Source organism: Spirosoma knui (assembly GCF_054780635.1).
The window spans coordinates 606056-623722 of record NZ_BAAGVY010000001.1; the positions used below are offsets into that span (position 1 = coordinate 606056).

General features: G+C 50.6%; 15 protein-coding genes. 9 read left to right on the top strand and 6 right to left on the bottom strand.

Annotated elements, in window-relative coordinates:
- Positions 1-62: 62 nt before the first annotated feature.
- The gene (locus ACYVIY_RS02490) at positions 63-305 is read right to left on the bottom strand and encodes a type B 50S ribosomal protein L31 (protein ID WP_460974675.1); all 243 of its coding nucleotides are present in this window, start codon (positions 303-305) and stop codon (positions 63-65) included.
- A gap of 565 nt (positions 306-870) precedes the next feature.
- Between ACYVIY_RS02490 and ACYVIY_RS02495 the strand changes: the two genes are divergently transcribed.
- From ACYVIY_RS02495 to ACYVIY_RS02505, 3 genes are all read left to right on the top strand, one after another.
- A complete protein-coding gene (locus tag ACYVIY_RS02495; protein WP_460974676.1) occupies positions 871-3351 on the top strand; it encodes a ribonucleoside-diphosphate reductase subunit alpha in 2481 nt (826 codons plus the stop codon).
- A gap of 426 nt (positions 3352-3777) precedes the next feature.
- Positions 3778-4035 (top strand): UPF0175 family protein, encoded by a 258-nt coding sequence (locus ACYVIY_RS02500; RefSeq protein WP_460974677.1) that lies wholly within the window; start codon positions 3778-3780, stop codon positions 4033-4035.
- A complete protein-coding gene (locus ACYVIY_RS02505) occupies positions 4019-4504 on the top strand; it encodes a DUF3368 domain-containing protein (RefSeq protein WP_460974678.1) in 486 nt (161 codons plus the stop codon). Before ACYVIY_RS02500 ends, ACYVIY_RS02505 begins: the two co-directional genes overlap by 17 nt.
- Positions 4505-4546: 42 nt before the next feature.
- Here ACYVIY_RS02505 and ACYVIY_RS02510 read toward each other — a convergent pair whose 3' ends face one another.
- A complete protein-coding gene (locus tag ACYVIY_RS02510; protein ID WP_460974679.1) occupies positions 4547-5947 on the bottom strand; it encodes a Gfo/Idh/MocA family protein in 1401 nt (466 codons plus the stop codon).
- A 283-nt stretch (positions 5948-6230) separates the two neighbouring features.
- Between ACYVIY_RS02510 and ACYVIY_RS02515 the strand changes: the two genes are divergently transcribed.
- The 3 genes from ACYVIY_RS02515 (at position 6231) to ACYVIY_RS02525 (ending at position 9294) form a co-directional block, all read left to right on the top strand.
- On the top strand, positions 6231-8249 hold the full coding sequence (locus ACYVIY_RS02515) for a T9SS type A sorting domain-containing protein (RefSeq protein WP_460974680.1): 2019 nt from the start codon (positions 6231-6233) through the stop codon (positions 8247-8249).
- Between the two features lie 315 nt (positions 8250-8564).
- Positions 8565-9008 carry a cold-shock protein gene (locus ACYVIY_RS02520; RefSeq protein WP_460974681.1) on the top strand — a complete coding sequence of 148 codons (444 nt, stop codon included), beginning with the start codon at positions 8565-8567 and terminating at the stop codon, positions 9006-9008.
- Positions 9009-9102: 94 nt separating this feature from the next.
- The gene (locus ACYVIY_RS02525) at positions 9103-9294 is read left to right on the top strand and encodes a hypothetical protein (protein ID WP_460974682.1); all 192 of its coding nucleotides are present in this window, start codon (positions 9103-9105) and stop codon (positions 9292-9294) included.
- An 18-nt stretch (positions 9295-9312) separates the two neighbouring features.
- Here the strand turns inward: ACYVIY_RS02525 and ACYVIY_RS02530 are convergent, their stop codons facing one another.
- From ACYVIY_RS02530 to ACYVIY_RS02545, 4 genes are all read right to left on the bottom strand, one after another.
- Positions 9313-10152, bottom strand: coding sequence for a ThuA domain-containing protein (locus tag ACYVIY_RS02530; protein ID WP_460974683.1), 840 nt, complete (start codon positions 10150-10152; stop codon positions 9313-9315).
- A 44-nt stretch (positions 10153-10196) separates the two neighbouring features.
- A complete protein-coding gene (locus ACYVIY_RS02535; RefSeq protein ID WP_460974684.1) occupies positions 10197-11540 on the bottom strand; it encodes a D-arabinono-1,4-lactone oxidase in 1344 nt (447 codons plus the stop codon).
- A 46-nt stretch (positions 11541-11586) separates the two neighbouring features.
- Positions 11587-12636 carry a methyltransferase gene (locus ACYVIY_RS02540; protein WP_460974686.1) on the bottom strand — a complete coding sequence of 350 codons (1050 nt, stop codon included), beginning with the start codon at positions 12634-12636 and terminating at the stop codon, positions 11587-11589.
- Positions 12637-12800: 164 nt separating this feature from the next.
- Positions 12801-13142: an HPF/RaiA family ribosome-associated protein gene (locus tag ACYVIY_RS02545; RefSeq protein ID WP_460974687.1), complete on the bottom strand. Its 342-nt coding sequence runs from the start codon at positions 13140-13142 to the stop codon at positions 12801-12803.
- A gap of 267 nt (positions 13143-13409) precedes the next feature.
- Here ACYVIY_RS02545 and ACYVIY_RS02550 point away from each other — a divergent pair, with 267 nt between their 5' ends.
- From ACYVIY_RS02550 to ACYVIY_RS02560, 3 genes are all read left to right on the top strand, one after another.
- Positions 13410-14429, top strand: a complete 1020-nt coding sequence (locus ACYVIY_RS02550) for an FHA domain-containing protein (RefSeq protein WP_460974688.1) — start codon at positions 13410-13412, stop codon at positions 14427-14429.
- A gap of 161 nt (positions 14430-14590) precedes the next feature.
- Positions 14591-16051, top strand: coding sequence for a PP2C family protein-serine/threonine phosphatase (locus ACYVIY_RS02555; RefSeq protein ID WP_460974689.1), 1461 nt, complete (start codon positions 14591-14593; stop codon positions 16049-16051).
- The gene (locus ACYVIY_RS02560; RefSeq protein ID WP_460974690.1) at positions 16051-17661 is read left to right on the top strand and encodes a serine/threonine protein kinase; all 1611 of its coding nucleotides are present in this window, start codon (positions 16051-16053) and stop codon (positions 17659-17661) included. Before ACYVIY_RS02555 ends, ACYVIY_RS02560 begins: the two co-directional genes overlap by 1 nt.
- Positions 17662-17667 lie beyond the last annotated feature (6 nt).

A 17667-nucleotide genomic window follows, 5' to 3' on the forward strand; every position in this document is an offset into this window, starting at 1 on the left:
AAAACTCCCCCGACGCGATTGACGTGACGGGGGAGTTTGGGGTAATTCGTACAGAAATCGAATTACTTGGTACCGTAGCGCTTGCGGAACTTGTCCACACGGCCGGCCGTATCGAGCAGTACGTTCTTACCCGTGTAGAATGGGTGCGACTGCGAGCTAACTTCAATCTTAACGAGTGGGTACGTTTGGCCCTCAAACTCGATTGTATCTCTGGTTTGAACCGTTGAGCGGGTCAGAAATTTGTAGTCGCTCGACAGGTCGTGGAATACCACATCGCGGTACTCCGGGTGAATGCCCTTTTTCATGGTCTAATGCTCAGTTTCTTGTCATCTTCTCGGTTTCCGTCCGAAAAGGATTGCAAAGGTACGGCGTTTATAATGGATTGGCAAGTCTTTTTGTCTGATCTTTTCTGTGTTGATAATCAGCACTATAAACTAGTGCCATTGCCTAATAAGAGTTCTCTGGCGGCTTGCTTTTCGAGTATGTCTTCCTACATTTAAGCACATAATCACTTCCTCAAACTGTGCGGTCGGCAAGTGTTGGCCTCCGCACACCGATCAGTAAATTCGCTCTTTTTAATTTCTTAGACTAGGCCTGCAATGGGGTATTGTTAAGTCACTAAGGCTTACGGCTTAACAATTTCTTAACCGATTCGCAGCTTTCTATTTTTCTAAGACAAGCAAAAACCGGTGAACCTTCCCGGTTGCTTTTCCGTCTATTTCAGCAGAACTTTAGAACGCAGTCGCGTTCTCGCGAGAGCCAAATTTAACGGATTGACCACGCCAGTCGGGCTGATCTGAACGTAACGAACGAATCAATATTTACTGCATATACCATTTTTCCTATATATTAACACTAGCTCAAACGCTCATGTATGTAATTAAACGCGATGGACGCCGGGAGTCGGTCAAGTTCGATAAAATTACCGCCAGGATTGAGAAGTTATGCTATGGCCTTGATCCCGCCTACGTGCAGCCTGTTGAGGTCGCTATGAAGGTTGTAAACGGCCTTTACGACGGCGTCAAAACGACGGAACTAGACAACCTAGCCGCCGAAACTGCCGCTTCGATGACAACCAAGCACCCGGACTACGCCATTCTGGCCGCCCGGATTGCCATCTCGAACCTGCACAAGGAAACGAACAAATCGTTTTCCGGTACCATCAAGAAACTGTACTTGTACGAAGATCCGAAGACTGGTGAAAACGCGTCGTTGATCTCGCGGGAGGTATATGACGTTGTTCGCAATAATGCCGCCCTGCTGGATTCTACGATTATCTACGACCGCGATTATGGCTATGATTACTTTGGGTACAAGACCCTTGAGAAGTCGTATCTGTTGAAAATCGACGGCCGGATTGCTGAGCGTCCGCAGCACATGCTGATGCGGGTTGCCGTAGGCATTCACATGGACGATGTTGAGGCAGCCATTGAAACGTATAACCTGCTCAGTGAAAAGTGGTTCACGCACGCAACGCCTACCTTGTTCAACGCCGGAACACCGAAGCCGCAGATGTCGAGCTGCTTCCTGCTGACGATGAAGGACGACTCGATCGATGGTATTTACGATACGTTGAAGCAAACCGCTAAAATTTCGCAGTCGGCGGGTGGCATTGGTCTGAGCATCCACAACGTCCGGGCGACGGGTACTTACATCAAGGGCACTAACGGTACGTCGAACGGGATTGTGCCGATGTTACGTGTGTTCAACGACACAGCTCGTTACGTCGATCAGGGTGGTGGTAAGCGTAAAGGTTCGTTTGCCGTTTATCTAGAGCCCTGGCATGCCGACATCTTCGAATTCCTGGATCTGAAAAAGAACTCGGGTAAAGAAGAAGTACGGGCCCGTGACCTGTTCTACGCCCTCTGGACGCCCGATCTGTTCATGAAGCGGGTGGAAGACAACGACGTTTGGTCGCTATTCTGTCCGCATGAGTGCCCCGGTCTGGCCGACTGCTATGGCGAAGAATTCGAAGCGTTGTATGAGCGGTACGAACGCGAAGGCCGCGCCCGTCGGACGGTGAAGGCGCAGGAGTTGTGGTTTAAGATTCTGGAGTCTCAGACGGAAACTGGCACGCCATACATGCTGTACAAGGATGCGGCTAACAAAAAGTCGAACCAGAAGAACCTGGGCACCATCAAGTCGTCGAACCTGTGCACCGAAATCATCGAGTACACAGCTCCTGACGAAGTAGCAGTTTGTAACCTCGCGTCGATTGCGCTGCCGAAGTTTATTACCCGCGGTACAGATGGTGTGATGCGGTTCGACCACCAGAAACTGTATGAGGTAACCAGAACAGCCACGCGTAACCTCAACAAGATCATTGACATCAACTATTATCCAGTTGAGGAGGCTCGTAGGAGTAATATGCGTCACCGGCCGATTGGCCTGGGTGTGCAGGGACTGGCAGATGCGTTCATCATGTTACGTATGCCGTTCGAGTCGGATGAAGCGCGTCGCCTGAACGAAGATATTTTCGAGACGATCTACTTCGGTGCCATGACGGCTTCGATGGAGCAGGCCAAAGAATACGGTCCATACGAAACCTGGAAAGGTTCGCCAATTTCGCAGGGTATTTTCCAGTTCGACATGTGGGGCACTAAACCAAAATCAGGTCGCTGGGATTGGGAAAGCCTCCGCAAGGACGTAGTGGAACACGGCGTCCGGAACTCGCTGTTGCTGGCTCCAATGCCGACCGCGTCGACTTCGCAGATTTTGGGGAACAACGAGTGCTTCGAGCCCTACACAAGCAATATCTACACCCGTCGCGTACTATCAGGCGAGTTCGTGGTCGTGAATAAGCACCTGCTCAAAGACCTCGTGAAGCTGGGTCTGTGGAACGATACCATGAAGAACAACCTGATCTTGGCCAACGGCTCGATTCAGGCGATTCCGGGTATTCCGCAGAATATCAAAGATCTTTACAAGACAGTTTGGGAGATCAAGCAGAAGCATATCATCGATATGGCCGCCGACCGGGGCGCGTACATCTGCCAGTCGCAGTCGCTGAACATCCACATTCAGGATTCTAACTTTGGCAAGCTGACGTCGATGCACTTCTACGCCTGGAAAGCGGGGCTGAAAACGGGTATGTACTACCTGCGCACGAAGGCCGCTGCCGATGCCGTCAAGTTCACGGTTGTTCAGCCACAAGCCGAGCCACAACTGGAGCCAGCCATGGCCGAAACCGCACCCGTCGAAAAACCACTCGATTACGCACAGTACGCCAAAGAGCACGCGACCAACGCGACTCCAACCCCTGTGCCGATGGTAACGGACCTTGAACAGCAGTATGCCGCTATGACCTGCTCACTGGACGACCCAGAAGGTTGTGAGATGTGTGGTTCCTAAACAGGTTAGAAACTTTAAATATGAACTCCCGGCTGCACAAGATGTAGTCGGGAGTTGTTATTATTGGATAATAGCAACTGACCCCTCCGTTCAGCGTAGTCTCAGACATACTAAAATCGAAGAGAATAACCGGTTAGCTTTGTTATATATTCTAATTCTAACCATGCAATATCGTACCGCATTCCATGCTGGAACACACGAAGACACCGAACGCTATCATGCCTAAACCAGCCCGCAACAATGGCTGAGCGGCTATGGGCAGTTATGTACCTCAATAGTGTTGTCTTTAACTATGATTTGAATAATCCACCCCGGCTTGATCGTCCCGCTTTTACTGCCCGCCGACACATCGAATAAATATTACAATCGTTTCTCTAACCCTATTAAGCTTATTTAGCTATATTCGTAAGCAATCAGTTAATAATTATGACGATTACGGACGACATACTTCTCGAAGCGAACATGAGCGAGGAGGAGGTTAAAACAGAACTGGCAGTATTACTTTATCAGAAAGGAAAACTGTCGATGGGGCAGGCTGCTCGATTAGCTGAGACGGATCGTATTCGCTTTCAGTTTCTGCTAGCTAGTCGTCAGATTCCGGTTAATTATGACGAAGTTGCTTTCCAGGAAGATTTGCAGATGATTCAGAAGTTAAGAGAAACACAGCATGGTCGTCGTCAGTGATACAACGACGCTGAGTAATCTCTTGATTATAGAACATACTCATCTATTAGCCTCCCTATACAACGAAATTGCGATCCCCCAAGCAGTAGCTGAAGAATTACATAAACTGACTAGCCATGAACTGTTAGTTAACCAATTTTTGTCTCAAAATTGGGTGATGGTACGAGCTGTTCAACGCGATGATTATGTTAACTTAATACATCAGCAAATAGATGCTGGTGAAGCAGAAGCAATTACTCTTGCTTTGGAGCTTAATGCGAATCTGTTAATCATCGATGAGAAAAAAGGTAGGGTTGTGGCAAAGTCAGTTGGTGTTCCAGTTATTGGCACATTAGGTATTCTTGTTTTAGCCAAACAAGTTGAGCTAGTTACTAATGTTGGAGAATTAATACACCGGCTAGCTACCGAAGCCGGATTCTGGATACATGACTCGTTAAGAAAACAGGTACTTGAATCAGTTGGTGAATAAGACTTTACTTCGAAGCAAAGTCTTATTCGCTCGTTTTATTGTTTACATCATCTGCGGTTCGGGGCCACGGAAGGCGTCGATCTTAGTGATAAGAGGAAGTTTAACAGGTTGTCCTTGTTGAGCCGATTGATAGATCGCTTCCATTATGCGGTGATCCTGTAAGCCCTCCTCGCCGGGTGTGAACGGACGCTTATCCTGTTGAACGCAGTCGGAAAAGTGGTCGATTTCCAGCGCAAACTGGTTCCGATTGGGTACTGATGTTTCGGCGGTTTGCTCATTCTGACCCTCGGCAAAGGATTGCTGTAACTCTAGACCTTCATAGGCAAAGGCATTGTTCATGTTCTGCCAGCCTCGTTCGTTTAACACTCGATACCATCGGGACTCGTGGGTGTAATAGTCGCTGGCGCAGTTGGCGATAACGCCACTCGGAAAGCGCATCTGCCACGTTATGAGTTCTTCAACCTCCCGAAACAAAGGATTGCCCGGCGTACTGTACTGATAGGCAAACACCTCGGTCGGTTCTTCCCCCAAAATAAACCGGGCCGTATTAAGGCAGTACAGGCCAATATCAGGTAAGGCACCGCCACCCGCCAAGGCCCGGATGTGTCGCCAGTGATTAGGATTGGCTTCCTGCTGGGCATTGTGCATGTCAAGAAATTTTGGCGCACCATATTTCTTCGTGCGTACTTGTTCACGAACCAGGCGGTTGTGCGGTTCGTACTGAATTCGGTAAGCGACCATTAGTTTACGTCCCGCTTTGTTGCAGGCGTCAATCATAGCCTGGCATTCGGCGGATGACGTAGCCATTGGTTTCTCGCACAGAATATGCTTACCGGCCTGCGCCCCACGGATGGTATATTCGGCGTGCATGGCGTTGGGTAGCACGATGTAAATTACCTGGACCTCCGGGTTATCTTTCAGCTTATCATAATTTTCGTAGCTATAGCAATTCTGGGGTTTGACGCCATACTGCTGAGCTACCTTCTGCAGCTTCTGTGGATTACCACTGACCAGCGCCACCACTTTCGACTTTTTACATTCGCCAAAGGCCGGTAGAAGTTGCTCTAGCGATAAGTGCCCCAGACCGACGATGGCATAGCCTACGCGAGAGTCGGGTGGCTGGGGTGATGGAAGGGGAGGGGTCTGCCGGTCAGCGTCTCCCCGAATGGGCTCCAGCTTGATCGGCTCGTCAACTTTGGGCGGAATCTCGGCGGGCGGTGAAACCGGTTTAATGATGGGAACATTGTTTGGAACTGTATCCAATGAAGCAACCGCCGATCGCTCGCCACCGCTACTAACCTGGGATTGGCCTTTTGTGGTGAGTATACCGCCTGCCGCACCTATGGCCAACGTTCGACCGGTTAGCTTAAGAAATTCCTTCCGTGACTGTAACGGTGCTGGCCCATCAATCAAGGATTTGATCAGTTCAGTAAAACGAGGCATAAGGCGGTTTTTTAAGTTGGTTGAGTTGATATACCAGTCCGATTAACAGCTTACTAAGCCGATAGTTAGGTGAAACGGCAAAAAATTACTTTGCTTAATCTATAGGTGAATAGGCTCATGCTCTACGCTCATTTCTGTACGTGTAGCGAGCCAGCAGACGAATAAGCGATTAGCGTTATGTCACTCATTTTCCGTTTAATCGATTTGCTATAAAATCTATAACTCTAGTTGACTTTAGTGGTATTGTAGGTTGGATCTATGTTCGTTTCTATCGTATCGGTTTATGGAGAACCAGTACCTAACGCAAACCAGCCGTTGGTGGCTGATGCTCATATGGATTATTAGTGTACCGGTAAGCACGAGGGCGCAGACAGCACAATCGTCAGTGATTCAGTGGCAGCGAACGCTGGATGGTGGCGATCTGACACCAACGTCTCACCTACGAGCGGTAAAAGCAAATGACGGTGGGTACGTAGTATTAGCTGGCAAAAACCTGGTTCGCTTCTCCATGACAGGCGATGTAACCTGGACAAAGCCGCTAAACGGTGCCTATCAGGATAGCATATCGAGCTACGTGCCAATTCGAGAAACGTTAGCCTTGACAACCACGCAGGACGGTGGATTTTTAACGTTGGGACTGGATGCTTTGAACCGCTATTACGTAACCAAGCTAAACGCGGAAGGAGCAATGGTCTGGACGAAAGCCGTGAACAACGCCAACGTAGGACCCAGCATTCGAATCAGCGACAATGCGATTACGTCAACGTCCGACGGCAGCATTTTGGTAGTCGGTACGTATCGTGATGCATTATCTTATCTGAACTTAACTAAGATCAACAAAGAAGGGGTAATCGTTAGCCAGTGGCGCGTGAACTACTCAAGTCCTCAGCCTGCAACACCGATTGTTGATAAAGTCTTAAACACCCGCGACGGGGGCTACTTATTGGTTGGTAAAGCGCTTGACAACGCGACCGCCAGCAGTCAGGGGCTGGCCATTAAGCTTAACGGTCAATACAGTCTGGCTTGGAAGAATACATATCCTGGTGTGGATTCGTTGAGCGACGTAATAGTCAACCCGTCAAACGACAATGCTTATGTTGCAGTCGGCTTGGGTGCTGGTGGCAATGGCCGTTTAATTAGCATTGCGCCAAATGGGGGTAACGACGGAAGCCCGATTGCTTCATTCACAGGCTCCAACGCGGTTGCGTCGCTGGCCAAAGATGGTGATGGCAACCTGACTGTACTCGATGGGATAGGGGCTAACAACGGTGATTTGCGTTTATTGAATGTGACAACGCAGTCGACTGAGCGGTGGCGGAAAACCGTTGGTGGGCCTGGCCGTGACGTACCGGCGAGTATACTGGCTACTGACGATGGAGGGTATCTGGTATTAGGAACGACGACGTCGACCAATGGCGATGTAGTGGGTAAGTCAACGAGTACCCTGGCGACATGGGTTGTCAAGTTGGGCACTTCGCCTGTCGTTACAACATTACGGTTGCTAGCCCCTCTCTACGATTGTCAGTCGGGCACCATTGTTTTCACCACAACTGGTGGGGATGGAACGCCCATTACGTATACAGCTCCGGGTGTAACTCGAGCGAAGGCCACCGATAATGTTGGGACCCTAGAACAGGGACTACGTAATGATCCTAAAGTAATACTGATTAAGGCGGCCCAAAGGGGCCAGACGGTTAGCTACGCATTTAATTTTGGGACGTATTGCCAGAACGTGCAGGCAACAAACCGCTCGTCTGACACCAGCCCGCTTAGGATGAGTCCGCCAACATATAACTGTCAGACAGGCGCTATCACGTTTTATACGACTGGGGGAGCGGGATCGTCGGCCGCACCCATTGAATACATGGCGGCTGGCATTACCGGTTGGACAACTAACCCCAGTCAGTTTGTCGACCCAGTGCTTCGGACGGCAACGGATGCACAACCGATCACGCTTGTAGCCCGTCAAGGAGAACAGATGGCTACGTACGTTCTTGACATCAAAGCCGCTTGTGGCCGGGCTCGAATGGCATCTACTGAACCCCTGGCCAGACCAACAATATCAGTGCTGGGTAATCCTGTTCGGGAATCGTTTCTAGTCGAAATAACCGGAGCACAGGACAAACCCTTGTCGATGCAACTCCTCGATGCTCGTGGTCGGCTAATCGAGCAACGGTCTGTAGAACAGCCAAGAGCAGCTGAGCGGCAAACGTTTGATGTCCGCCAACAAGCATCTGGTGTACTGTTATTACAGACAACGATCAACGGAGAGCTTCGGACGGTGAAAGTGATAAAACAGTAATGGGTAGTTATACATAAACGTATAGGGCAATACGTAATGAAATTAAGGCAACGTATTGCCCTATACGTGGCCTTTAAAAATTTATTACCTAAAAATATAGTTCATACGGGCAAAGGCCGCGATCAGTTCTGTTTACCTCCGAAAAGTTAATAATAGTTGCCAGGGTCAACTTATTTTCGTTATATTTGGTTTATTATCTATAAGACCGGGTTAACCCGCACGTATTGACTGATCGTCAATCGAATTGGCTCCCCTCTCTACAGGATCCCCCTGCTCAGTATCGGCAGGTTTATCTCATCATAATAATAATCCCGAATGGAGACATTTAGTAAAAAGGAAAAAGAAAAAGCAAGACAAAAAAAGAGGAAAGACAAAGAAGAAAAGAGAGAAGAACGGAAAGCGAATGCTCAAAAAGGGCAACGGCTTGACGACATGCTGGCCTACGTGGATGAAAACGGCAACATTACGTCGACTCCGCCAGACCCGCGTAAGAAGAGAGTTATTGATCAGGAAGACATTCAGATTGGGGTTGCCAAGCAGGAAGCGGCCGGACCCGAAGAAACCGTTCGGCGTGGCATCGTATCCTTTTTCAATGCCTCGAAAGGATACGGATTTATTCGCGATCTCCAGAGTCAGGAAAGCATTTTCGTGCACATAAACAGCCTGATCGATTCCATCAGCGAAAACGATAAAGTAAGTTTCGAAGTCACCAAGACTCCGAAAGGGCCGAACGCAGTTTCCGTCAGGAAGACTGAATAAGGCTCATATGCCTTTCTGGCGCCGGAAGGTATCCGGTTAATGAGTTAGATATGGTGCCAATCGGCACCAATTTTCATTTTTATTATTTATCCCAATGAGCAAACCAGTATACACCTCCATTCCGCCTACTACCGACAACGATTACTGGATGCTTAAGTATTCGGATGGAAAAACAAGTATTTACATCCCACGCGATAAAGAGCTTGATCGTCAATTAAAGGTGAAATTTCAGGCTGAATTGTCGGCCCGGACGTCGTTCAAACGCAAGAAGGGAGCGGGCAACTAAGGGGCAGTAATGCCTTGCCTAATTTGCGGCTCCGCCCAACCACAGGAGTCCATTTAACACGAGCTGGTTCTGCGTTTCATTTGCGAACGTAAAGGACAGCTCTCTGTTTGTTTTGTTCTCGTAGTCGATGTCGTTGTGGCCCATGTTGAGGTACAGCATTTTGTACTTTTTGTTGGTCCAGACAACCGGATAATACCCGTTATGCCAAATCTCGTGGGGTTTAGGCCCCGTACCGAGTGGGAAGCTACTCGGGTCGATCGACAGCAGGATGTCAATGTCAGGATTTGCCTTTAGGTCCTTTTCCCAGCGATACCATTCGTTCGGGGCCGATTTGAACGTTTGCGGGAGGTGCCTGGTTGCGGGATGCTTACGGTCTTCAACTTTCAGAATCGCCGAGGTGGGGCGCCAGGTGTTGCTACTATAGGAACCTGAGCCTAAAAATTGATTGTGATACCAGTTCCAGTCCTGTGGGTATTTGGATGGTGTCAGGGCAAAGGCGGCAAAATGAAAGCCCATCCAGCCTCCCCCGCGTTCCATGTATTTCTGAAAGGCTTCGCGCTGGGCAGGCTCTTCGGGGCGCGTATCCAGGAAAATTACGACCTGATACTGGGCCAGAAAGTCTGCGTTCAGATTCGCCCAATTATTCGTTGAATCAAATTTGAACTGGTGAAGATTCGCCATTTGAGCGAACCACCGATTGGCTTCGTGTACGTAGCTGATGTGCGCCTGGTCGTTCTTCGCGGTATAAAAGGCAATGACGTTGAACTTCGGTGCCTTGGTTTGAGCTAAGGCGTTATAAGCAACGAAAAACAAGCAGAGATAAGCCGTTAATAAGATTCGCTGATAAATTGAACGCATTGGATTCCTCAGAATAGTGGCAATACAAGAACAGAAAGACAGGCTCAACTTCCGTACAGATTTGTGCTCAGAAACTCGTTGCGGAATTTGCCTTGAGGATCGTACTCCTGAACCAGCTTCTTGAAATCGGCTAACTTTTCGTAACGTGACTGGAGTACAGATGGGGCTAACGTAAACAGCTTACCCCAGTGAGGTCGGGCGTTAAAAGGGGCGAGTTCCTTCTCGATCATTGGCAGCACCTTCCGAACCGATGCCCAATCCTGCTTCCAGGTAAAGTGAATAGCCAGGCTCGGCTGCTTGTAACATGGACTCATCCACAAGTTGTCCCCATCAATGGTACGTAACTCTGAAATGAGCAGGTGCGGACTGATGTGGTCGCGTAGTCGTTCCACGGCAAGAATAGCTTCCACCGCGTTCTTGCGGGGCACGAAATATTCCGATTGCAATTCTTTGCCACTGCTGGGCGTAAAACCCATCCGGAAGTGCGGAAGCCGCTCGTACCAGGGTCCGGGCACACCCATCTGCTCGGTGCAGTGTTCGGCCGATAATTCGGCAATGGGGTGGAGATTCTTTTTGGCAAGTTTAGCGCCGAAAAATTCAGGTTTAGCCGGTTGAGATTTTCCGTCGATAAGCTGTTTAAGCCAGACTTCGTTAATCCGTTGCTTTTGCCAGTCGGTGAACAAACTGACGCTGTAAGCGCTGGATGCAATAGCCTCAAAGTGCTCCTTCAACTGTGCCAGCGGCAGATTCTCATAGACGTATTGTCGCATTTTGAAGGTCGGCTGAAGATCGAGCGTAACTCTCGTTACGGCACCCAGTGCGCCTAAGTTAACGACAGCTGCCCGAAACGTTTCCCCGTCTTTTTGACGTGACAACTTCACCAAGTCGCCCGCGGCCGTTACTATTTCCATGCCCGAAACTGCCGTTGCCAGATTACCATTTTTCACGCCTGAGCCATGCGTGGCCGTAGCGCAGGCACCCGCAATGGAAATGTGGGGTAGAGAGGCTAGATTATGCAGCGCAAAGCCCTTTTCATCGAGGTATGGACTCAGTTGGCCATACCGCATGCTGGCGTCGACGGTTACGGTTTTAGCCTTCGCGTCCAGGGCAATCACCTGATCCATCTCCCGTAGCGAAACAAAGTTGTTTTTGCTATCGGCTATGCCGTTGAAACAGTGTCGGGTGCCCAGCACCTTGAGTTTGCTCTGTTTTTTGATGAAATCCTGAACCTGCCCGATTGATTTGGCCGCGTAGAGCTTGTCGGTACTGTAGGTATAGTTACCGGCCCAGTTTTTGAGCTTGTCATCGGCTACTAAATCAGTCAGAGGAGAGAGTACGGGAGCTGCCATTAAGGTTGACGATAACTTGATGAACGTTCTCTTTTTCATGGGTGCAGGTGTTAGGGTAAAGGTAATCAACAAGCTGGCAAGTCGTTTACTTCCGGGCCCAAATCAACCCATAATCCATTTGGGTAGGAATAGCATCCTCGGTCGGCGTTAAACCCACTTCCGTAAACCAACGGCGGTATTCAGCCCGGCTGTACGCCCGGCCTTTGGTATTCCAGAATAGCTGCGCCGAATAGTCCGTAACCGCCAATGGGCCGTCGAGTTCATCATTCAGAAAGGCATCGTGTACCCACAACTCACCACCGGGCCGGAGGGCATTGGCAAACCGTTGAGCCAGCATCTGACAGGTAGGCGTTGGCCAATCATGAAACAAACTGGCAGCCAACAGTAGATCGGTCTGCGGAAGCTCGTCGGTGAGCATGTCGCCCGGCAGAAATGTTACGCGTTCTTTGAGCGTATCGGCTCCTGGTCGACCACTTTTAGCAAGCTCATCGAGGAGTTCGGCGGCTACGTTCAGTACGGCCGGGCGATCTAAGAGCGTAGCTTTTGAGGAGGGATTGTTCAGCAGCCACTCATAGGTGTAATAACCGGTTCCTCCCGCAACGTCAAGCAGATGACCTTCTCGTTTCGACATATTAGCGGCTACAATTGGCGACAATTTTCGGGCTCGTCCGGCTAAGCCTAGCGTCAGGCTGCGGGCTAACTCCGGATCGTCCATGGGCGAAGGGCCTTCGCCTTCTTTCACGAACGAAATGCCTTCAGGAGCTTCTAGCGGACCATCGTTCTTTAAACGGGTTGCCATTTCGATAGCGCCGGGATCATCTTTTTCCAGTCCTACGTAGCCCGCTACGTTCGGTGTCTGGGATTGGGTCAGAAAGCGGCCTAACTCCGTTATTTGTAGTCTTCCGGACTCGTCTCGCTGTAATAAGTCCATAGCGCATAGCGCCGGAAAGAGCACCATAGCAGGACGTTCGTTTAGTTGAAGCCTGCGGCTGAGTTCATCAATCGTAAGCGGTTCCGCGCTTAACTCCTCGAAAACAGATAAGTGACTGACGGCTGCGATTAATAAGCGCGACCCAAACATAGCCCGCAAATGACGGGTAATGGGTGCAGGATCAGGGTGAAGACTAAACGGCATTGTACGGGTAGTTCGTCGCTGAGCAACTTAGCAAGGTAGATGCAACGAAGAAGGCAAAACCTTTGGGTATCTAACGTAGTGAACAGCTCATTTTGCCATCAAAAAAGTAGCCCGACTGTACAGAACGAAACAGCCGGGCTACGTTGTATGATGAGTCTTCGGGTCTACCGATTGCGGTAGCTATTCTGAGAATTGGCAAATTTGTGCTCAAGCTGGCGTTTGAGCTTACCCGTTACGTCATTCAGCAAGGTATCCCAGTTATCCCCGGATTCCTCGGCAAAAACGTCGCTGCCCGGTACGCCATATTTTATCCGCAGTGATTTTTCGTTGGGACCAGGGTGCGCTTCCTGCCGCATATACGCTTCCGCCGTGATCACATCACCACTATAATAGCGCCGAAGCTTACCTAACGCCTGAACAACCCGATCGCGAAACGCGTCGTCTACCTCGATATTGACGGCCTGGATATCTAACCGCACACCGTCTAATGACTCTTTATCTTCCATAATCAATTCGTTTAAGAAAAGATGACCCACACGGGGTTTTGTCTGTTAAAGACCAGATAAACGGATTTTGTTTTCTCGCCAAGCGAATGGCACGTACTGATTTTGTTCTTCATGAACAGGTCTGTTGCTCAAGCTAGCCGAATAAACTGGGCTACGAACCGTTCAAGGCGTAGAAATACCGTTCACGAAGATAGCGCCGGGGCGTCTAACAGAAATGGGGCGTTGTTACGTTTAGTAGGGTGATGATCCTCCCTAAACTAGCTATTCATGGCAAATGAACCCGGCGGCTGGCTCGGACGGTTGAGCCATCTGATTATTCCACCGAGCCGAACCGACGCCCATACAACCGCTGCTGTTACCAACAAACGTATTCTGGACGAGCTGGTTGATTCATTCGAAGACTCGATTCATCGGGAATCTGTGGGGTCGAGTATGCTGTTCAACGCTCACTTCCTGATTATCCTGCATCCTGATACGTATGAAGATCGACTCAACGCGTTTCCGGTCGTGGTTAACGAAGCGGTTCAGGCATTTAATGCGCTAATCGAGTCTAGTAAAGGACAATATACCTACGTATCGCCCGTGGCATCGAGCTGGTACTTTAAGTTTGGCGCGGGCCGCGAGTTTAACGGCGAACCGGTCGAGCCAACGGATATCAACGTGATTGGGGCGCTGACCGGAATTCTGCCCGGTACGGCGCAGCTTCAGGCGGCATCGGATAAGGTGAACGTAACGCGTCGGGTAAAGCAGACGAATCGCTACGAAAAGGTAGATGTCGATTTAAACGCGTTCCAGCATATTGACTTTCGGGAGCCGGGAGCCTTCGTCGTGAAATTTGGGTTTGCCCTACCGGCTACTTCCCAATCAGCTAGTCGTTCGTCGGTGGTAGGCGCAGGCGTTACGCGGCCGAACGCACCTAACCTGCCCCGCAGTCTGGATTCGGGCCTGGCTCAGCTCGACTACTACATTGCCGAAACCAATAAAGAGTATACGTATCTGATGCGTGATCGGGAGGTTGTTGTCGCCCGAAAAGAACCCGAAAATGAGTCTTTTCCCAATTATCTGCTGCTCGAATCGGCGTACGTATCAAACCCACACGCCCGGATTCGATACAACGAACCGACAAACTCGTTTCAGATCGCATCGTTCAGCCGGAACGAAACGCGGGTAAATGAACAGCTTGTGGCCCGTAGTGAACCTGCCGATCCGCATTGGGTAGACTTGCCCGACCGGGCGCAGATCCTGCTCAACAGCATGGTAACGCTTAACTTCCAACGTAACCTGTAGGGATATGATCGACGTTCTGCTTGTTTTTATTTTGTTAGCGTTCGTAGTGTTTCTGGCCCTCAGGCATTTCCAGGACCTGCCGAGGTAGCCTACGTAACAGTTTGAAGTCGGGTGTGTTTATGAACATACGCCAAGGTCTATAACCTACCTTCTCGTTTCGCATGCAGTCCATACAATTAGCTGGTCGGACGGATGTCGGCCAGCGCCGAACTGATAATCAGGATACGTTTATTTGCACACCGATCTGGTCGGATTCCAGTGCGTTGCTGGCGGTAATTGATGGCGTGGGTGGCTATGCCGGTGGCGACCGGGCCGCGGCTATTGCCAGGGAATCGATCGAACGATACATGGCCAAACCTAACGGCGATCCGCTGTCCATGCTGCAGGAGGCCGTTGTGTTTGCCAACAACCAGATCAATGAGCAACGCCAGCAGGAGGCTCGTTTGGGGCAGATGTGCTGCGTGCTGACCGCTGCCGTGGCGAATGCTGATACCGGAAAACTGTATTTTGTGCACGTAGGCGATACGCGTATGTACCGGTATCGGCAGGGAACACTCGAAAAACTCACCCACGATCATTCGCTGGTCGGTATTCGGGAAGATGCCAATGAACTGACCGAAGCCGAAGCCATGCAGCACCCCCGCCGAAACGAAATTCTGCGGGAAGTCGGCTCAATTCAGCACCGCGTGGATGATCCGGAGTTTCTAGAATCGGGTGAAACCGATTTTCAGCCGGGCGATCAACTGTTGTTTTGCAGTGACGGCCTGACCGATATGATCACACAAGCTCAAATCACGTCGGTGTTACGTCAGTCGATTCCGCTGGAACAGCAACTAAGCGAACTGATCGGACTGGCTAATCAGCAGGGCGGAAATGATAACATCACCGTTGTGCTGGCTACCAATAAAGCTGAGTCGAGCGAAACGCTGACCTCGGCGAAAACCGCGCAGCTGGTCGATACAACCAGACAAACCGCGCCCGTCCAACCGGCTGCGCAAACCCCAGCGCAACCGGCTGACAAACGTAACACGGGTTCGTCAACGGGCTGGTGGGTCGCTGGCGTTCTCGTGCTTTTAGGCGTTGCGGCTTTAGTATGGTATACATTTCAGCCGCCAGATCCAGCCGATTCGAACGGTATTGGTCCGGTTGCTGCCAGCGTTCAGCAGCCAGCCGCTCAGCCCGACACTACGTCCGCGCAGACAAAAGCGTCTGCTGAGTTGGATTCTTTAATAAAAGTGGCTTATCGTACCCCTGACCATCAATTGCAACTTGCCGACTACGACACCATTCGGCTCGAAGAACCCCTTGTACTGACCGATTCGTTAGGGACTATCCTGGGCCATAATCGACTAACAGTGATTGTGCCAGCCGATACTACGCAGGCGCAGGTGGCGTTACGGGTGCAGCAGCGGAAAAGCGTTAAGCTGGAGAACCTCATTATTTATGGATTCAGAACGGGTATCGAAACGACCGGGCCGGTGCAGCTACAATTGAATCAAGTATATTTTCGGAACGTCGACGTGCCCATCAGCGCTGCTGTTCAGCAGGATACGTTACGTAATGCGCTCGTATCGATTTCGGTACAACCGCAACCTGTTCCGCTTAAACCGTCTCGTCCCTGATGGCTACTATTCGATTCAATACGCAATTTCCCGGCTATGAGGTGCTGAGCGAACTGGGGCGGAGCAATGCCCGCATTCTCAAGGCGCGTCATCTGGCCACGGGCGATCTAGTAGCGATCAAACACTTTGCCCTCAACACGGATGAGGATACGCTTCGACGGTTCCAGCGCGAGTCGGCTATTATGACTAGTATCAATCACCCGAATATTGTGAAGGTGCGGGAAGTACGGCTGGATGCCGAGCTGCCGTATATCGTTATGGAGCTGATTGAAGGCGGAAATGTGCACAAGCTCATTGCTGAACAAGGTCGGCTAGACGTGCCAACAACAATTCGGCTGGGCCTGCAGATGGTGAGTGCGTTCAAAGCCATTCACGCTGAGGGAATCATTCACCGGGATATAAAACCCGAAAACATTCTGTATCGATCACTGCCTAGTGGTGAGCTGCATTTTTTGCTGACCGACTTCGGTGTTGCCCGCCTGCATGAGCAGTCGACAACGCTGACAGGTCATTCGCTGATGACGTACGAGTACGCATCGCCCGAGCAGTTCAACGATCCGAGAGGGCTAACGAAGGCAACTGACTACTATTCGCTGGGTGTGGTGCTGTACGAGTGCCTGAACGGTACGGTGCCGTTCTCCATGGGCGATCAGGCGGGGATTGTTACGTTCATGAACACGGTGCTGAACGAAGCTCCTCCGGCCTTAACCGTTGAGGCCAATGGGCAGCCACTGGGTCATATTGTCGATCTGATTCAGGGCCTGCTGCAAAAGAAAGCAACTGACCGGATCAGCGATCCCGATGAATTAACCTGGCTACTGAAACAAGCAGATTTAGATTACCTTAAAGCGAGCCGTACAGGTCAGTTTGTGCAACGAAGCGCTCCTCCGCTGGCCGCTATACCGCAAGAAGACAGGGTCGAGCCACCTCAACCCGTACAATCGGTCGCCAAAGCAGCAGTGGACGTACCGGCTGCTACACCCGTTCAACCGCGTGAGCCCCGAAAGAAGGCAGCAAGTAGTGACAACGTGCCTAAGTGGATTGGCCTGGGCCTTCTGGTACTGGCTGTAGGGTTCGGTTTGTATTACTTCCTGATCGCGAATCGGATGTCGTCCAGGATGGGTAACGAATTAAGTACAGCGAATGGGTCGGCCGGTAGTGCGAGTGCCAGTGAAGCCCGACGAGCGCAGGCTGAACGCGATTCGCTCGAAGCGCTTCGCAAGCGGCAGGCCGAAGAAAAACAACGGCTGGAACGGCTGCGGCAGGAAGCTGAGATTGCAGGCCGAAACCTGATTGCCGAAGCTGATAAATATGGAGTTGGGCTGTTCGGTGGTATCAAAGACGTAGTAATCAAACTGAGCAACCCCAGCGACGTAACGTTTAGCTACGTCATCGTTCGGGTAAACTACATAAAAGACAGTGGTAGCCTGTATAAGTCAGAAAAGGTTTACTTCAACAACGTAGGGCCCGACGCGGTTTTGACCCGACGAGCCCCCGACAGCGAACGTGGGACTAAAGTTACCTGTAAGATCCTGTCGTATGGGGCGCCGGTGCTCGACACGCCCGCCGATTCAGTAGATACGTCAATAGCAACTGATTCAATAGACTAATTTGCC

Excerpts from the sequence above, each read along its gene's own strand:
- ACYVIY_RS02495 (WP_460974676.1), top strand. The coding sequence starts at position 871 with ATGTATGTAATTAAACGCGATGGACGCCGGGAGTCGGTCAAGTTCGAT.
- ACYVIY_RS02535 (WP_460974684.1), bottom strand. The coding sequence starts at position 11,540 with ATGAAAAAGAGAACGTTCATCAAGTTATCGTCAACCTTAATGGCAGCT.
- ACYVIY_RS02520 (WP_460974681.1), top strand. The coding sequence starts at position 8,565 with ATGGAGACATTTAGTAAAAAGGAAAAAGAAAAAGCAAGACAAAAAAAG.
- ACYVIY_RS02545 (WP_460974687.1), bottom strand. The coding sequence starts at position 13,142 with ATGGAAGATAAAGAGTCATTAGACGGTGTGCGGTTAGATATCCAGGCC.
- ACYVIY_RS02555 (WP_460974689.1), top strand. The coding sequence starts at position 14,591 with ATGCAGTCCATACAATTAGCTGGTCGGACGGATGTCGGCCAGCGCCGA.
- ACYVIY_RS02515 (WP_460974680.1), top strand. The coding sequence starts at position 6,231 with ATGGAGAACCAGTACCTAACGCAAACCAGCCGTTGGTGGCTGATGCTC.
- ACYVIY_RS02560 (WP_460974690.1), top strand. The coding sequence starts at position 16,051 with ATGGCTACTATTCGATTCAATACGCAATTTCCCGGCTATGAGGTGCTG.
- ACYVIY_RS02530 (WP_460974683.1), bottom strand. The coding sequence starts at position 10,152 with ATGCGTTCAATTTATCAGCGAATCTTATTAACGGCTTATCTCTGCTTG.
- ACYVIY_RS02500 (WP_460974677.1), top strand. The coding sequence starts at position 3,778 with ATGACGATTACGGACGACATACTTCTCGAAGCGAACATGAGCGAGGAG.
- ACYVIY_RS02540 (WP_460974686.1), bottom strand. The coding sequence starts at position 12,636 with ATGCCGTTTAGTCTTCACCCTGATCCTGCACCCATTACCCGTCATTTG.
- ACYVIY_RS02525 (WP_460974682.1), top strand. The coding sequence starts at position 9,103 with ATGAGCAAACCAGTATACACCTCCATTCCGCCTACTACCGACAACGAT.
- ACYVIY_RS02505 (WP_460974678.1), top strand. The coding sequence starts at position 4,019 with ATGGTCGTCGTCAGTGATACAACGACGCTGAGTAATCTCTTGATTATA.
- ACYVIY_RS02490 (WP_460974675.1), bottom strand. The coding sequence starts at position 305 with ATGAAAAAGGGCATTCACCCGGAGTACCGCGATGTGGTATTCCACGAC.
- ACYVIY_RS02510 (WP_460974679.1), bottom strand. The coding sequence starts at position 5,947 with ATGCCTCGTTTTACTGAACTGATCAAATCCTTGATTGATGGGCCAGCA.
- ACYVIY_RS02550 (WP_460974688.1), top strand. The coding sequence starts at position 13,410 with ATGGCAAATGAACCCGGCGGCTGGCTCGGACGGTTGAGCCATCTGATT.